Origin of the sequence: Muriventricola aceti (genome assembly GCF_025567565.1) — a bacterium.
Lineage (GTDB): Bacteria > Bacillota > Clostridia > Oscillospirales > Oscillospiraceae > Lawsonibacter > Lawsonibacter aceti.
This window is the reverse complement of sequence record NZ_JAOQKF010000003.1, coordinates 58,966-73,877: the sequence shown is the minus strand read 5'-3', so window position 1 is coordinate 73,877 and position 14,912 is coordinate 58,966. Positions and strand designations below refer to the sequence as shown.

The following is a 14,912-nucleotide window of genomic DNA, read 5'->3' as shown; positions in this document are numbered from 1 at the left end:
ATTTTATCATACCCTTCCCTGGTTGACAAGGCCGCCCATTCCCTATTAAAATAGGAAAAAACCTTGGAATGGGGAGATCACTATGGAATTGACGGCGCTGCGGGCCGCCCTTCGGGGCCTTTCCTCTTACCGCGAACTGAAGGAGCTGCCGGTGATGGCCCATATGGTCCATCTGCTGGACCACCTAGCTGGCGGCCAGGGAGAGGAGGCCGTGGACGACTACACCGCCCTGTTTTACTATCTGCGCCGGGAAGGCTTTACCGGTCTGGGGGACTGGCTTTGGGACCAGCTTCGGTACACCGAATCCCCCTATGCTTTACTGGCCGAACGGGGGGGCGCCGACCCGGCCCTGGAGAACGCCGCCCGACGGGACGTAGGCACTCTGGTACTGTTAGCCCAGACGGACTGCGACCGGTATATCGGCGCCATGAAGGCGCTGCTATCCGGCGACTGGTCCCCCGCTCTAGCAGGGCTGCCCCGGTGGAGCGCCACCGCCCCCTTCGACTTTGACTCCCTCACCCAGTTCTATCGGGAGCACGGCGCCGGGCTCTATGCCAGGTATCGTGCCTTCCTGTGGGAGGATGGGCAGCTCATCCCCGTGGCCGACCCGGACTGCCCCCAGCCCCAGGACCTGCTGGGCTACGAGCTTCAGCGGGAGCAGGTGGAGCAGAACACCCGGCTGCTCCTCTCCGGCCGTCAGGCCAACAATGTCCTTCTATTTGGCGACGGAGGAACCGGCAAGTCAGCTACCGTCAAGTCCATGCTCTACCTGCCCGGCATGGAGGACCTGCGGCTCATTGAGATTCAGAAGGAGAACCTCACCGGCCTTCCCAGCCTGATCCGCTCTCTGGCCTCCCGGCGGCAGAAGTTCATTCTGTTCATCGACGACCTGGCCTTTGACCAGGATGACAAGACCTACTCCTCTATGAAGACTATCCTGGAGGGCAGTCTGGAGAAGCGGCCTGTCAATGTGGCGATCTACGCCACCTCCAATCGCCGCCACCTGGTCCGTCAGACCTTTACCGACCGGGCTGGGGACGAGGTGGACACCTTTGAGACGATTTCGGAAAAGACCGCCCTGGCCGAGCGCTTCGGCCTGCGTATCCCCTACCTGACGATGAACAAGGCCGGCTTTCTGGCCCTGGTGGACCATCTGGCCGACCAGGCGGGGGTCCAGATGGAGCGGGAACAGCTCCACGCTCAGGCGATGGCCTGGGAAATCCGCCACTCCGGCCGAACCCCCCGGGTGGCCCGACAGTTTATCGCCAGCCTCGGTGCCTGACTGTTTGGGAGAAAATGGGCCATACAACATGGTATGGCCCATTTCTTTTTCTATTTTTTGGGACAGAGGTACACCATGATCTGTTCCCCGTGGGGATCTCTCTTTCCTGTAAAACGAAATCCGAACTTCTGGTACAGCTCCGCCGCGGCCCAATTTCCTTCCACGATACTCAAATAGATTTTTTTACAGCGGTACTCCTCCCGGAGACGCTGGATCAGGCCGGCCAAAGCCGCCTTTCCATATCCCCTGCCCTGGTGTTCCCCCGCAATCAACAGGCGGTCCAGCCACACCCGCCCAAAGGGAAAACTCTCTAACGGAAACTTCCCATACATCGCAAATCCTACGGGGCGCTCTCCGTCTAAAATCAGGACAGGCCGCCAGCCCTTCCACTGCTCTGCCTCTGCCAAACACTGCTCTACCGGCTCTACCAGCCCCTCCTGTCCAGGAGCTCCATGGAGCCTCAATGCCTGCGCTCTGTTTTTTTCTGTCACAGGTTCAAACTTCAGTTTCATCTTTTCCTCCGCGAAAAGGCGGCCCCTCTATTCGGATGGCAGAGGGGCCGCCCTTTGGTTCCCGCTTGTCTACACGCCCATGGTACTCGTTTCCGGCAGGGTAGAGCCCCCGTCGATGACGAACTGGGCGCCGGTCAGGTAGCTGGCCTCGTCGCTGGACAGGAAAGCGGCCAGCTCGCCCACCTCCCTGGGATCGGCCAGCCGCCCCAGGGGAATGGAAGCGGCGATGCCATCAATGACGGACTGGGGGTTCTCCGGGCAGGACTGGTCCGCCATCCCCCGGACCATTGGGGTCAGGACATAGCCTGGGCAGATGGCATTGACATTGACACAGGGAGCGAACTCCCGTGCCAGGGCTTTGGTCAGCCCCACCAGGGCGGCTTTGCTCATGGCGTAGGCCGCCTCCCCCGGATCGGCTACCATATCGCCGGTGACGGAGGACATGATGACGATTTTGCCCCACTTGCGCTCCACCATACCGGGCAGCACAGCCTTACAGGTGTTCCAAGCCCCCTTCACGTTGATGTCCAGGTGGGCATCCCGGTCCTCGTCGCTCTGGGTCAGAAAGTCCCCCAGGCGGCAGATGCCCGCGTTGGACACCAGAATATCGATTTGGCCAAACTCCTTCACCCCCGCCTCATAGCCGGCACGGACGCTGTCCATATCGGACACATCCATGCGGACGGCCACAGCCTGGGCTCCCTCGGCGCGGAGCTGGGCGGCCATATCCTCCACCCCCTGGCCGCGGGCGGCCAGCACCACTCTGGCGCCGTGCTTGACAAAGGTGCGGGCGATGCCCTCTCCGATGCCTTTGGAGGCTCCGGTAATTAAGGCTGTCTTTCCATCCAGTTTACCCATTTGAAACACTCCTATCTTTTGAAAAGGGGCCCGGTATTCACCGGACCCCTAACTTGGCTCAAATCACAGCTTCATGATCCAGTTGTGGGGATCGGCCAGGCGGCCCCACTGGATGCCGGTCAAATTGTCGTACAGCTTCTGGGTCAGCTCACCGATCTGATTGCCGCTGATGGTGACCTTCTTGCCCTCCATGGCCAGCTCGCCGATAGGGGAGACCACGGCGGCGGTGCCGGTGCCCCAGGCTTCCTCCAGAGTGCCATCCTCGGCGGCCTGGAACAGTTCCTCATAGGAGATGCGGCGCTCCTCCACCTCGTAGCCCCAGTCCTTCAGCAGCTGGATGCAGGAGCGACGGGTGATGCCGTCCAGCACGGAGCCGTTCAGGTCGGGGGTGAGGATCTTGCCGTTCACCTTGAACATGACGTTCATAGCGCCCACTTCCTCGATGTACTTGCGGTGGACGCCGTCCAGCCACAGCACCTGGCTGTAGCCCTGCTTCTCGGCCCGGTCGCCGGCCCGGAGAGACGCGGCGTAGTTGCCGCCGGTCTTGGCCATGCCGGTGCCGCCCTTGACGGCACGCACGTCCTCGCTCTCCACATAGATCTTGACAGGAGCCAGCCCCTCAGGGTAGTAGGCGCCCACCGGGCAGACGATAACGATGTACTGGACATGGTGGGAGCTGTGGACCCCCAGGGCGGGATCCGTACCGATCATGAAGGGCCGGATATACAGGGAGGTGCCCTCTTCGTGGGGGACCCAGTCCCGCTCCAGTTTGACCAGCTCCGTGATGCCGGCCAGGGCCAGTTCCTCAGGAATCTGAGGAAGGCACAGACGCTCGGCGGACTTGTTCATCCGGGCAATGTTGTCCAGGGGCCGGAACAGCTGGATAGTGCCGTCGGCGGTGCGGTAAGCCTTCAGGCCCTCGAAGATCTCCTCCGCATAGTGCAGGACCTTGGCGGCGGGGTCAATCTGCAGGGGGCCGTAAGGAACGATGCGGGGATTGTGCCAGCCCTGGCCCTCGTCATAGTCCACAATAAACATATGGTCCGTCATGCTCTTGCCGAACACCAAGGTGGAGGAAGCGGGCTTTTCCTTCAGCACCGAGGCGCGGGTAATTTTGATATCTACCATTGGTGTATCCCTCCTAAGCTTTTGTTGATGTGCTTTTTATTATAACAGTCTTTTCCTTTTGGCGCAACAAAAATATCGTTCGGACGGTTCTGATGGACAGCCCCCTTTTGCTCTTGTTTTCCCGCCGTTTATTTGCTATAATAAAATATCTTTGTTTACCTCGTTTTGGAGTAATCTCGTCTTGATCGCCCCGCCTCTGCGTGACGCTGGCGGGGCATTTCCTGGGAGGAGGAATCTCTTTTGAACCGTAAGATCGCCCAGCTGTTTCAGCCCAGGCTGCAGCTCTACTTCGTCTGTCTGATCGTCTTCGCCCTGCTGTCCGCCCTCTATTCCGTCCCCCTGGCGGTGACAGAGCTGGTCATTGTCCTGGGCCTTGGCCTGTATAACCGGGAAAACAGCCGCCGCCGGCGCCGGGAGATCGGAAAATATCTGGACAGTGTCACCGGTACGGTGGATACCGCCACCAAGGACACCATGGTCAATTCTCCCCTGCCCATGATTATTTTCCGGCCGGAGAGCGACGATATTATCTGGACCAACGACCGCTTTCTCCAGCTCACCGGCCAGGGACAGCGGGAGCATATGTTTGATGCCAAGCTGGCCTCCCTAATCCCCGGCTTTGACACTCGGTGGCTCATGGAGGGCAAGAGTGAATGCCCCACCGAGGTGGAGTACGGCGGACGGCGCTTCTGGGTCTTTGGCCACCTGGTCCGCACCGGCGGCCGGGGGGGCGGCTTTCTAGCCACCACCTATTGGGTGGATATCACCGAGTTCTGCCTGATACGGGACAAATTCAACGCCTCCCGGCCGGTGGCGGCCGTTCTGCTCATCGATAATTACGAGGACCTGATGAAGAACCTGACGGAGAATGAGCGATCCAGCATCCTGGCTGAGATCGACAACCGGCTGGATGAATGGGTGGCCCAGACCGGAGGCCTGCTCCGCCGCTACCAGCGGGAGCGGTACCTGTTTCTCTTTGAGGAGCAGTACCTGGACCAATTTGTGGAGCGGAAATTTGATGTGCTGGACACCGTCCATCAGGTGGTCAATCCCAGCGGTATCAACGCCTCCCTGTCCATCGGTATCGGCAAGGACGGGGACTCCTACAAGGAACTCATGTCCTTCGCCAATCTATCCATCGACATGGCCCTGTCCCGCGGAGGCGACCAGGCAGTCATCCGCAACAAGTTTACCTTCGAGTTCTATGGTGGCCGCTCCAAGGAGACGGAGAAGCGGACCAAGGTAAAGAGCCGGGTCATGGCCAACGCCCTGTCCTCTCTGATCTCTGACTCCTCCCAGGTGTTCATCATGGGCCACAAATTCCCGGATAACGACGCTGTGGGTGCCGCCGCCGGCGTGTGTGCCCTGTGCCGGAAAAACGGGACCCCTGCCCATATCATCCGGGATCCGGGGTCTCCCCCCGCCCAGGAGCTCATTGATCGGCTGTCCACCCTGCCGGAGTACCAGGACTGCTTCCTAGCCCCACAGGATGCCCTGCTCATCGCCGATACCCGGTCCCTGGCTGTTGTGGTGGACACCAATCGACCCGAGCAGGTCCAGGCGGAGGAGCTGCTCCAGTCCTGTAACCGGGTGGCGGTCATCGACCACCACCGCCGGGCCGCCACCTATATCGAGGGGGCCGCGCTCAACTACCACGAGCCTTACGCCTCCTCCGCCTCTGAACTTGTCACGGAGCTGCTCCAGTACATTATGGAGCCCAACCAGCTTCTCCGGGCCGAGGCGGAGGCCCTGCTGGCGGGCATCGTGCTGGACACCAAGAACTTTACCATGCGCACTGGCGGACGCACCTTTGAGGCGGCGGCCTTCCTTCGCCGCTCCGGCGCCGACACCGCTGAGGTGAAAAAGCTCTTTCAGAACGACCTGGCGGGAACCATCGCCAAGTACTCCATCATCCAGAACGCCCGGCTGTATCGGGACCATATCGCCGTCGCCGTCTCCTCCGCCCCTGTGAACCGGGTGGTGGCGGCCCAGGCGGCGGACGAGCTGCTGAATATCATCGGCATCGACACCTCCTTTGTGCTCTCCAAGGATGGGGAGCAGGTGAACATCTCGGGCCGCTCTATGGGAGAAACCAATGTCCAGGTCATTCTGGAACAACTGGGTGGGGGCGGAAACGCCGCCGCCGCGGGCGGCCAGGTCACCGGCAAATCCCTGGAGGAGGTGGCGGCCGAGCTGGCCCAGGCCATCGACCGGTATCTGGACTCGTAAACAACCACTCCCGCCCCACCGGGGCGGACTCACAGAAAGGATATGAACCGTATGAAAGTTATTCTTCAGCAGGACGTGAAGGGCCAGGGCAAGAAGGGCCAGCTAGTGGATGTGTCCGACGGCTACGCGCGCAATTTTCTGCTCCCCAAAAAGCTGGCGGTCATCGCCACCGCCGAAAATCTGAACACCATGAAGCAGCAGGAGAAGGCTAGGAAGGCCCAGGAGGCCGCTGAAAAGGCGGAGGCCGAGGCCACGGCTAAAAAGCTGGAGGGGCTGACTGTCAAAATCGCCGCCAAGGCCGGCGAGGGCGGACGGCTCTTCGGCGCCGTCACCGCCAAGGAGGTCTCCGAGGCCCTGGCAGACCAGCATGGCATCACCATTGCCAAGGCCAAGCTGGTTCTGGACGAGCCCATCAAGGCATGCGGCGGCTATCAGATTCGGGCCAAGCTGGGCTATGAGGTCAACGGCACGGTCAATGTGGCAGTCAGTGAGGCGTAACCCCCTTTTCCCCTCCCCTCTGCGGCTGTGGCCACAGCGCGGCAGTGGTCGGAGGACAGGGTCAATCTAAAATTTTTCCTGCGCCGGTCGATGAAAGGGCCGGCCAGAGGTCTGTAAAAGGAGATTTTCAAGGGCCTTGGCTCTTACGCGGCGGGATGTCCAACTCCCGCCCATAGACTGTCCCAATGAAAGGTGGTGGAGTCCTTTGGCTCTGGATGACAACGAGCTTCTGATGAAGCAGCTGCCCCACTCGGTGGAGGCGGAGCAGGCTGTGCTGGGCTCTATCCTGTTTGATCCCCAGTGCGTGCCTGAGGTCATCGACAAGCTGCGGCCCGACGACTTCTACCTCCGTCAGAACCGTGAAATTTACGAGACCATCTACTCCATGTTCAACTACTCCCTCACCATTGATCCGGTGACGGTGCTGGAGAACATGAAGCAGCACGGCTACTATACCGACCAGTCCCGGAGCTATCTGCTTCAGCTCATCGACATCACTCCCACGGCGGCCAATGTCAAAGAGTACATCGATATCATCAAGGATAAGACGCTGCTCCGCAGGGTGGCCGAAACCGCAGGCGACCTGACGGAGATGATCCACCAGGGCACTGACACCGGGCAGGATATCCTGGAGGCGGCGGAACAACGTATCTACGCCATCCGCCAGGGCCGCTCCTCCCGTGGGCTCACCCCCATCTCCGACGTGCTGTTCGATGTCTACGACCGGTTAAGCGAGTTAGCCGCCAGCGACAGCGCCGTTCCCGGCCTGTCCACCGGTTTGAAGGATTTGGACCGGGCCATCTCCGGACTGAACAAATCCGACCTCATCCTGTTGGCCGCCCGGCCCGGCATGGGCAAGACCTCCATGGCCCTGAATATTCTGCTGGACGCGGGCAAAAAATCGGGAAAAAAAGTGGCCTTCTTCTCCCTTGAAATGAGCCGGGAACAGCTGGCCCTCCGCCTCATCGCCAGCGAGTGCTTTATCGACAACAAGAAGCTGGTCACCGGGAAGCTGACAGAGGAGGACTGGGAGAGCGTGGCAGCCGCCGCTGACTCCCTCAGCCGGTCCACCATTCTGATTGACGACGACTCCACTGTCACCGTGGCCGATATCAATGCCAAGTGCCGTCGGGTGGAGGACCTGGGCCTAGTGGTCATCGACTACCTTCAATTGATGCAGTCCGCCGGAGGCAAGAGCCGTTCTGGGGACAACCGGCAGCAGATCGTGTCCGACATCTCCCGCTCCTTAAAAATCATGGCCAAGGAGCTGAATGTGCCCGTCCTGTGCCTGTCCCAGCTCTCCCGCGCCAACGAGGGCCGCACCGACAAGCGGCCCATGCTGTCCGACCTCCGGGAATCGGGCGCCATCGAGCAGGACGCTGACATCGTACTGTTCCTCTACCGGGACGGCTACTACAACAAGGACTCAGAAAATCCCAATGAGGCCGAGTGCATCATCGCCAAGAACCGCCACGGGGAGACGGGCACCGTCTATCTCCAGTGGCAGCCCCAGTTCACTACTTTCAGCGACATGGAGTGGCAGCACTCAGAATATTGAGCCGCCGCCAGGAGGATCAGCTTTGATGGAGTCCATGGAAAAATTCATTGCCCACCTGGGCCTGATCCCCCCCGGCAGCCATGTGCTGTGCGCGGTCTCCGGCGGGGCCGACTCCGTCTGCCTGCTCCACGCCCTGTATCATCTTCGGGCGGAGCTGGACTTCACCCTGTCCGCCGCCCACTTTGACCACCAGCTTCGGGGGGAGGAGTCCCGCCGGGACGCCGCTTTCGTGGCCCAGTTCGTAGCCCTCTGCTGCGGTCCTCAGCGCCTGCCCGACGGCTCTCAGCTCCCCGCTGTCCCCCTGTTTTCCGGCTCCGGCGACGTGTCTGCCCAGGCCGCACAAATGGGAATTGGGACGGAGGAGGCCGCCCGTCAGATGCGTTACGCCTTTCTCCACCGGGCCGCTCAACAGGCAGGCGCCACCCTGATCGCTACCGCCCACACCGCCGACGACAACGGGGAGACCATCCTGTTTCACCTGGCCAGGGGCACCGGGCTTCGGGGACTGGGCGGCATCCCACCGGCACGGGACGGCGTGATCCGCCCCCTGCTCACCACCACCCGGCGGCAGGTGGAAAACTATCTGGCCTACTACGGCCTGCCCCATGTGGAGGACTCCTCCAACCAGGATGACAGTTATAGCCGCAACCGAATCCGGCACCAGATAATGCCTGTGCTGGAGGGGCTGTTCCCCAATTTTGCCGCTCGGCTGGCGGACAACGCCGCCCTTCTTCGGGCGGATGAGGACTATCTCACCTCCCTGGCCCGGGACCAGGCCGGTCAGGCCCAACAGAGTGGGGACTGCCTGTCCATCCCTGTACAGACACTGTTAGACCTGCCAGATCCCGTGGCCGCCCGGACTATTAGAGTCCTGTTGGGCCAGCTCAACGGGGGCAACCAGGACTGTGGGGCTGTCCATCTCCACGCCCTGTTGGACCTGTGCCGTTCGCCCCGCCCCTCCGCCCGGCTGGACCTGCCCTGGGGCCTTACCGCACGGAGGGAGTATGGATTGCTGGTCCTCGCCCGTCGGAGCAGCCCTCCGTCGATGGAGCCAATCCATCTGCCCCTTCCCGGCGAGATCCGGGTCGGGGACTGGCAGGTGGTCTGTGGGGCGGAGCGGTATATCGGCCAGCCCCAGGGTCCCCTGGAGTTCTATTTAAGCCAGGAGGCTGTGTCCTCCCTTACTGTCCGCCCCCGCCAGACAGGGGACCGGCTGACTCTCCTGGGGCGGCCGGGCAAATCCATCAAAAAATGGTTTGTGGACGAAAAGGTGCCCCGGCACCTTCGGAACCAAGTGCCGGTCTTTGCCCAGAACGGGGTTGTAGCCGCCGTGGCCGGGCTCGGTCCTGATGCCGCCTGCCTTCCCCAGCCGGGTGAAAGGTCATGGCACATCTCCCTGACCCGGCTGCGCCGTCCGGAGGAATAAACTGGAAAGGAAGAATTACCTTATGCTAGAGAAAGATATCCAGGAAGTTTTGTTCAGCGAGGAGCAGCTGAAAACTCGGGTCAACGAGATCGCCCAGGAAATCGAGCGGGACTACGCTGGCAAGGAGATCATGCTCATCAGTGTGCTCCGAGGCTCCTTTATTTTTATGGCTGACCTATGCCGGGCCATCGATTTGGACTGCACCCTGGACTTCATGTCCGTTTCCTCCTACGGCAAGGGTACCTCCTCCAGCGGACAGGTGCAGATTACCAAGGACCTGTCTGAAGACATCTCCGGCCGCCACATCATTGTAGTGGAGGATATTCTGGACAGCGGCAACACCTTAAGCTACCTGCTAAAAATATTGGAACACCGGCATCCCGCCTCCATTCGTCTATGCACCCTGCTGGATAAACCAGATCGCCGGGTAAAGCCTGTGGAGGTCCACTACTCCGGTTTCACCATCCCAGATGCCTTTGTGGTGGGCTATGGGCTGGATTATGCGGAAAAATACCGCAATCTGCCTTATATCGGCATTCTGAAACCGGAGGTATATGGTGGATAGCCCCCTGTTCCCCCACCTCCGCGCAGCCAAGGGGAGTGTTTTGGCGGACCCTCCCTGTGGATCTCTGCCGCCGGAAAGGACATGATCCCATTATGAAACGAATGAGCTCCCGCGACCTGACCCTCTATCTGCTGGTCATCCTGTTGATGGTCTTCGCTGTCACCAGCCTTCAGCAGATGAACCGGACGGAGGCCCCTACCTACAGTCAGATCCGGTCCTACTTCCTCCAGGAGCAGGTCCAGTCCTTCACCCTGAAGGACAACACCCTGCGCCTGACGCTTCGAGGCGAGGGTGACCAGACCACCACGGTCACCTATGAGATGTCCGACCAGGCCCTCACCTACTTCTATATGGATATGCGTGAGCTCATTGACGACCAACTGGCCGCCGGCATCCTGGAGAGCTATGACTATCCCCCTGGACTGGCCAACTCCTGGTGGTACAACTGGCTGCCCTCCCTCATCGTCCTGCTCTCTGTGGGCTTTCTGCTGTTTGTCCTCTACCGCCAGCGGATGGCCAGCATGGGGGGCGGAGGAGGCGCACCTGGCGCCTCCCGCTTTGGCCATGCCCGGACCAAGACTTTGTCGGACCAGGGGAAGAAGGTCACCTTTGACGACGTGGCCGGGGCCGAGGAGGAGAAGGAGGAACTCCAGGAGATTGTGGAGTTCCTCCGTGACCCCCAGAAATTCACCGCTCTGGGGGCCCGCATCCCCAAGGGCGTACTGCTGGTGGGCCCTCCGGGCACCGGCAAGACTTTGATCGCCAAAGCTGTGGCCGGCGAGGCGGGAGTCCACTTCCTGTCCATCTCCGGCTCCGACTTTGTAGAGCTGTATGTGGGTGTGGGCGCCAGCCGGGTCCGGGACCTGTTCGATCAGGCAAAGAAAGACGCCCCCGCCATCGTCTTTATTGATGAGATCGACGCTGTGGGCCGCCAGCGCGGCGCCGGCCTGGGGGGCGGCCACGACGAACGGGAGCAGACCTTGAACCAGCTGCTTGTGGAAATGGACGGCTTTGGCTCTAACGAGGGGGTCATCGTCATGGCGGCCACCAACCGCCAGGATATCCTGGACCCCGCCCTCCTCCGCCCCGGCCGGTTCGACCGGCAGATCTATGTGGGTCTGCCTGATATCAAGGGCAGGGAGGAGATCCTGAAGGTCCACGCCAAGAAGAAACCCTTGGCAGAGGACGTATCTCTCAATCAGATTGCCCGGTCCACTGCCGGTTTTACTGGCGCCGACCTGGAAAACCTGCTCAACGAGGCGGCGCTGCTGGCCGCTCGGGAGGACAAGCGGTTCATCACCATGTCCGACCTCCATGAGGCCATGCTGAAGGTCATCGCCGGACCCGAAAAGAAGAGCCGGGTGGTCACGGAGCACGCCCGGAAGCTCACCGCCTATCACGAGGCGGGCCACGCGGTGGTCATTCATGACCTGGACAGCCAGGACCCAGTCCATCAAATCACCATCGTCCCCCGTGGTCCCGCCGGCGGCATGACCATCTCCCTGCCTAGCGAGGACAAGGCCTATCTGTCCCGCCGTGAGCTGGAGGAGCGCATCGCCGTCTGCCTGGGCGGCCGGGTGGCCGAGCAGTTGGTGCTGGGAGATATCTCCACCGGCGCCTCCAGCGACATCCAGAAAGCCTCCCAGACCGCCCGGGCCATGGTCACCAAGTACGGCATGAGCGACAAGCTGGGGACCATCGCCTATGGCAACGAGAGTGACGAGATCTTTATCGGCCGCTCTATGGCCCAGGCCCGCACCTACTCGGAGGAGGTGGCCGGTCAGATCGACCAGGAGGTCAAAGCCATTGTGGACCGGGCCTACACCCGGTGCGAGGATATCCTCACCCGGCGCCGGAAGGAACTGGACACGATTGCCCAGTACCTGCTGGAGCACGAGACCATGGACGGACAGGAGTTCGCCAAAGTCTTTGAAGCGCAGGCATGAAAAAGAAGGCCGCCCCGCGCTATGAACGGGGTGGCCTTTTCTCATCCAATATCGCTTGCGAAAAGGGAGCGGGTCCACATGGCCCGCTCCCTTTCTTATGCTCAAATCATGTCGCAGCCGATCTCGTTCAGCTTCTCATCCACCCATGGGCGGATGTAGGTGCCCTTGGTCAAAATATCCTCCATGATTTTGGCCTCCTTCTCCATGGTGGCGCGGGTCTTTTCCAGCACCTCCTGGGCCTGCTCAGGCGGAATGACGATCAGGCCGTCCTGGTCCCCCACTAGAATGTCGCCGGGGCGGACCACCCGGCCGCCGATGACCACTGGGACATTGATCTCACCAGGCCCATTTTTATAGGGGCCGTTGGGGGTAGTGCTTTTGGCGTAGATGGGCATATCCATCTCACACAGAGCCTCCTGGTCCCGGATGGCTCCATCCACCACCAGGCCGGCTACCCCCCGCACCTTGCAGTAGGTGGCCATCAGTTCGCCAAAGATAGACCGGTCATCAAAGCCGCCAGCGTCGATAACAATGACGTCGCCCGGCTTGGCCAGATCCATGGCCTTGTGGAACATCAGGTTATCCCCCTGGGGCACCTTGATGGTAAAGGCAACCCCTACCAGGGGAACCTTGTTCAGCGGCCGGATGCTCTGATGGACAGCGGCAGTGCGGCCCATGTTGTCGTCAATGTTGGCCACCGGCATTCCCCGGAAGGCCTCTACCAGCTTCGGATCAGGGCGGACAAAATCCGTCACTACTTTACAGCCAATGTTGCTCATACTTTCTCTCCTATCTGTGCCATCGCCGCGGCGATGTTTTTCACTGCCTGGGCCAGCTGGTCGTCCGCCGCCGCGAAGGAGAAGCGGATGCGGCTGCCCGTCTTGTCCCCATAGGACACGCCGGGCACACCTACTACCTTGGCCTTTTCCATAATAAACTCGCACACCTGATTGGAGTCCATACCGGGGATCTCAAAATTAGTCCAGGCGTAGAAGGCCCCCTCTGGCATCTCACAGTGGACGCCAGGGATCTGGTTCAGCCCGTTGACGAAGAGGTCGCGGCGCTGCTGATAGCGGCGGCGCATTTCCTCGATCTCCTCGCCGCAGTCAAAGGCCACGGCGGCAGCCTTCTGGATAAACCCGCTGGTACAGCTGATGGTGTGGGAGAAGAGCATCGCCGCCATAGAGGCGATCTTGGGGTCAGCGGCCAGGTAGCCGATCCGCCAGCCTGTCATGGCCACGCTCTTGGAGAAGCCGTTGACTGTGATGACACGGTCGGCAATGTCGGGGAAGGAGGCGGGGCTCACGTTTTCCTGGCCGTCAAAGAGGATGCGCTCGTACATCTCGTCGGAGAGCAGCACCAGGTCGGGGTGATTGAGCATGAATTGGCGCAGCACCTGGGCCTCTTTCTGGGTAAGCACCCGGCCAGTGGGGTTGTTGGGGTAGTTGATAATGAGCATCCGGGTCTTGGCGCTCACCTTCTCCTCCAGCAGCTCCAGGGTAATGCGGTAGCGATCCTCATAGGCAAGGTCCACCTCCACCGGAACGCCGCCGGATGCCTGGATGATGGAGGGATAGGACACCCAGCCCGGAGTCAGGTACATCACCTCATCCCCGGCGTTTACCAGGGCCCGGACGGCGATATAGATGGCGTACTTTCCGCCGGGGGTGACTACCACGCCGCTGGGGTCGTAGTGGCAGCCGTTCTCCCGCTCCAGCTTGTCAGCGATGCGCTGGCGCAGCTCCGGCAGGCCGGGACCTACGGTATAGTGGGTAAAACCCGCATTGATCTGGCGGAACAGCTCGTCACAAATCTTCTTGGGGGTGTCAAAGTCAGGCTCCCCGCCGGCCAGGTCGATGATTTCCGGGTCCTGGGCCTTCAGCTTTTTAGCCTTTGCCATGGTTTCCATGGAGGCGGAGGGCTTCATCTGCAAAATATACTTGTTGAATTGCAGTGCCATAGCTCTATTTCTTTTCCTTTCTGCCCATTGGGGCGGTCAGTAGGCAACAAGGACCCCGGCTCTGGACAGCCGGAGCCCCTGTTCACTCATCTGGGTTGTTTACGGGAGCTCAGTCGGCGTCAAAAACCTTCTTGTCCAGCTCGCCCAGGGAGTTGGACACCACCACAGTGCCTACCAGGTCATCAATATTGTTGGCAGTGGTGTGGAAGGGATCAATCACAGGCCAGATGGCGGCCAGGATGGGGATCAGAGTCAAGGGCATCCCCAGGGTCTGGAGCAGCACAGTAGACATGACCACGCCAGCCCCCTTGACGCCGGCGGCGCCGATGGAGATAATCAGACCCAGGAATACAAACTGGATCAGGCTTCCCAAGGTAATCTCATAGCCGTACAGATTGGAAGCAAAGACGCTGATGACGCCCACAGCCACAGCCATTCCGTTCATATTACAGGTGTTGCCCAGAGGAAGGGTAAAACCGTAGATCTTCTCCGGTACGCCCAGCTTGCTGTCGGCAATCTTCATGGAAACGGGCAGGGTAGCGGCGCTGGAGGAGGTAGTGTACGGGGACAACGTATTTGAGAAAGACGGGATAAGGCGGGACAGGACGGGAGACGGCGAGAAAACCCGCTGTTTATGCGGGAAACGGGGCATTTTCAACCGGGACGGGCCCGCGATGGGGCCGCAAATTATCAGACAACTTGAGTGAAGGGCGTCGAGGCGATCGGCGTCCTTTTTTCATGCCCTGGCGAGCCCTGGGAGGCCCAGGAACGGCGGCGGCGCGTCGGGCGCATATCAACCCGCCGAGGGGCGAAAAACCTTGATACAAGGCCATTTTCGGGCGCAAGAAGGGCCGCTCGGCCCGTCCCGGAAGTCACAGCAGCAGACAAAGAGGACGGGCTTCGCGGCCCTTGAGGATAGTATAGCAGACGAGGCCCCGGAAGGCAAGCGG

At 60.8% G+C, this 14,912-nt stretch carries 13 protein-coding genes; 7 read left to right on the top strand and 6 right to left on the bottom strand.

Annotated features, from left to right (window positions below; translation table 11 throughout):
- Window positions 1–82 precede the first annotated feature (82 nt).
- Window positions 83–1,282: an ATP-binding protein gene (locus tag OCV64_RS04360; RefSeq protein ID WP_147572694.1), complete on the top strand. Its 1,200-nt coding sequence runs from the start codon at window positions 83–85 to the stop codon at window positions 1,280–1,282.
- Between the two features lie 50 nt (window positions 1,283–1,332).
- Here the strand turns inward: OCV64_RS04360 and OCV64_RS04355 are convergent, their stop codons facing one another.
- The 3 genes from OCV64_RS04355 to OCV64_RS04345 all read right to left on the bottom strand — a co-directional run bounded on the left by OCV64_RS04355 (window position 1,333) and on the right by OCV64_RS04345 (window position 3,780).
- Window positions 1,333–1,794 (bottom strand): GNAT family N-acetyltransferase, encoded by a 462-nt coding sequence (locus OCV64_RS04355; RefSeq protein WP_262669412.1) that lies wholly within the window; start codon window positions 1,792–1,794, stop codon window positions 1,333–1,335.
- A gap of 69 nt (window positions 1,795–1,863) precedes the next feature.
- Window positions 1,864–2,652, bottom strand: coding sequence for an SDR family oxidoreductase UcpA (gene ucpA / locus OCV64_RS04350; RefSeq protein WP_186852296.1), 789 nt, complete (start codon window positions 2,650–2,652; stop codon window positions 1,864–1,866).
- 63 nt (window positions 2,653–2,715) lie between these two features.
- A complete protein-coding gene (locus OCV64_RS04345) occupies window positions 2,716–3,780 on the bottom strand; it encodes a branched-chain amino acid aminotransferase (protein WP_262669411.1) in 1,065 nt (354 codons plus the stop codon).
- Window positions 3,781–4,020: 240 nt separating this feature from the next.
- Between OCV64_RS04345 and OCV64_RS04340 the strand changes: the two genes are divergently transcribed.
- From OCV64_RS04340 to ftsH, 6 genes are all read left to right on the top strand, one after another.
- Window positions 4,021–6,009, top strand: coding sequence for a DHH family phosphoesterase (locus tag OCV64_RS04340; RefSeq protein ID WP_186852298.1), 1,989 nt, complete (start codon window positions 4,021–4,023; stop codon window positions 6,007–6,009).
- Window positions 6,010–6,060: 51 nt separating this feature from the next.
- Window positions 6,061–6,507, top strand: a complete 447-nt coding sequence (gene rplI, locus OCV64_RS04335) for a 50S ribosomal protein L9 (RefSeq protein ID WP_147572704.1) — start codon at window positions 6,061–6,063, stop codon at window positions 6,505–6,507.
- 205 nt (window positions 6,508–6,712) lie between these two features.
- Window positions 6,713–8,065, top strand: coding sequence for a replicative DNA helicase (dnaB, locus tag OCV64_RS04330; protein ID WP_243200925.1), 1,353 nt, complete (start codon window positions 6,713–6,715; stop codon window positions 8,063–8,065).
- A 25-nt stretch (window positions 8,066–8,090) separates the two neighbouring features.
- Window positions 8,091–9,491 carry a tRNA lysidine(34) synthetase TilS gene (gene tilS / locus OCV64_RS04325; protein WP_262669496.1) on the top strand — a complete coding sequence of 467 codons (1,401 nt, stop codon included), beginning with the start codon at window positions 8,091–8,093 and terminating at the stop codon, window positions 9,489–9,491.
- Window positions 9,492–9,513: 22 nt separating this feature from the next.
- Window positions 9,514–10,056 carry a hypoxanthine phosphoribosyltransferase gene (gene hpt / locus OCV64_RS04320; RefSeq protein ID WP_147572708.1) on the top strand — a complete coding sequence of 181 codons (543 nt, stop codon included), beginning with the start codon at window positions 9,514–9,516 and terminating at the stop codon, window positions 10,054–10,056.
- Between the two features lie 92 nt (window positions 10,057–10,148).
- Window positions 10,149–12,002 (top strand): ATP-dependent zinc metalloprotease FtsH, encoded by a 1,854-nt coding sequence (gene ftsH, locus OCV64_RS04315; RefSeq protein ID WP_240288645.1) that lies wholly within the window; start codon window positions 10,149–10,151, stop codon window positions 12,000–12,002.
- Between the two features lie 101 nt (window positions 12,003–12,103).
- Here the strand turns inward: ftsH and OCV64_RS04310 are convergent, their stop codons facing one another.
- The 3 genes from OCV64_RS04310 to OCV64_RS04300 form a co-directional block, all read right to left on the bottom strand.
- Entirely contained in the window at window positions 12,104–12,781 is a 678-nt protein-coding gene (locus OCV64_RS04310; RefSeq protein WP_147572710.1) for an RraA family protein, read from the bottom strand.
- Window positions 12,778–13,962: a pyridoxal phosphate-dependent aminotransferase gene (locus OCV64_RS04305; protein ID WP_147572712.1), complete on the bottom strand. Its 1,185-nt coding sequence runs from the start codon at window positions 13,960–13,962 to the stop codon at window positions 12,778–12,780. Before OCV64_RS04305 ends, OCV64_RS04310 begins: the two co-directional genes overlap by 4 nt.
- 109 nt (window positions 13,963–14,071) lie before the next feature.
- A complete protein-coding gene (locus OCV64_RS04300; protein ID WP_262669410.1) occupies window positions 14,072–14,533 on the bottom strand; it encodes a dicarboxylate/amino acid:cation symporter in 462 nt (153 codons plus the stop codon).
- Window positions 14,534–14,912: the final 379 nt, after the last annotated feature.

Bases quoted from the DNA above. Each gene is read 5' to 3' on its own strand.
- OCV64_RS04355 (WP_262669412.1), bottom strand. From the start codon at position 1,794: ATGAAACTGAAGTTTGAACCTGTGACAGAAAAAAACAGAGCGCAGGCA.
- tilS (WP_262669496.1), top strand. From the start codon at position 8,091: ATGGAGTCCATGGAAAAATTCATTGCCCACCTGGGCCTGATCCCCCCC.
- OCV64_RS04345 (WP_262669411.1), bottom strand. From the start codon at position 3,780: ATGGTAGATATCAAAATTACCCGCGCCTCGGTGCTGAAGGAAAAGCCC.
- OCV64_RS04310 (WP_147572710.1), bottom strand. From the start codon at position 12,781: ATGAGCAACATTGGCTGTAAAGTAGTGACGGATTTTGTCCGCCCTGAT.
- hpt (WP_147572708.1), top strand. From the start codon at position 9,514: ATGCTAGAGAAAGATATCCAGGAAGTTTTGTTCAGCGAGGAGCAGCTG.
- ucpA (WP_186852296.1), bottom strand. From the start codon at position 2,652: ATGGGTAAACTGGATGGAAAGACAGCCTTAATTACCGGAGCCTCCAAA.
- rplI (WP_147572704.1), top strand. From the start codon at position 6,061: ATGAAAGTTATTCTTCAGCAGGACGTGAAGGGCCAGGGCAAGAAGGGC.
- OCV64_RS04305 (WP_147572712.1), bottom strand. From the start codon at position 13,962: ATGGCACTGCAATTCAACAAGTATATTTTGCAGATGAAGCCCTCCGCC.
- ftsH (WP_240288645.1), top strand. From the start codon at position 10,149: ATGAAACGAATGAGCTCCCGCGACCTGACCCTCTATCTGCTGGTCATC.
- OCV64_RS04360 (WP_147572694.1), top strand. From the start codon at position 83: ATGGAATTGACGGCGCTGCGGGCCGCCCTTCGGGGCCTTTCCTCTTAC.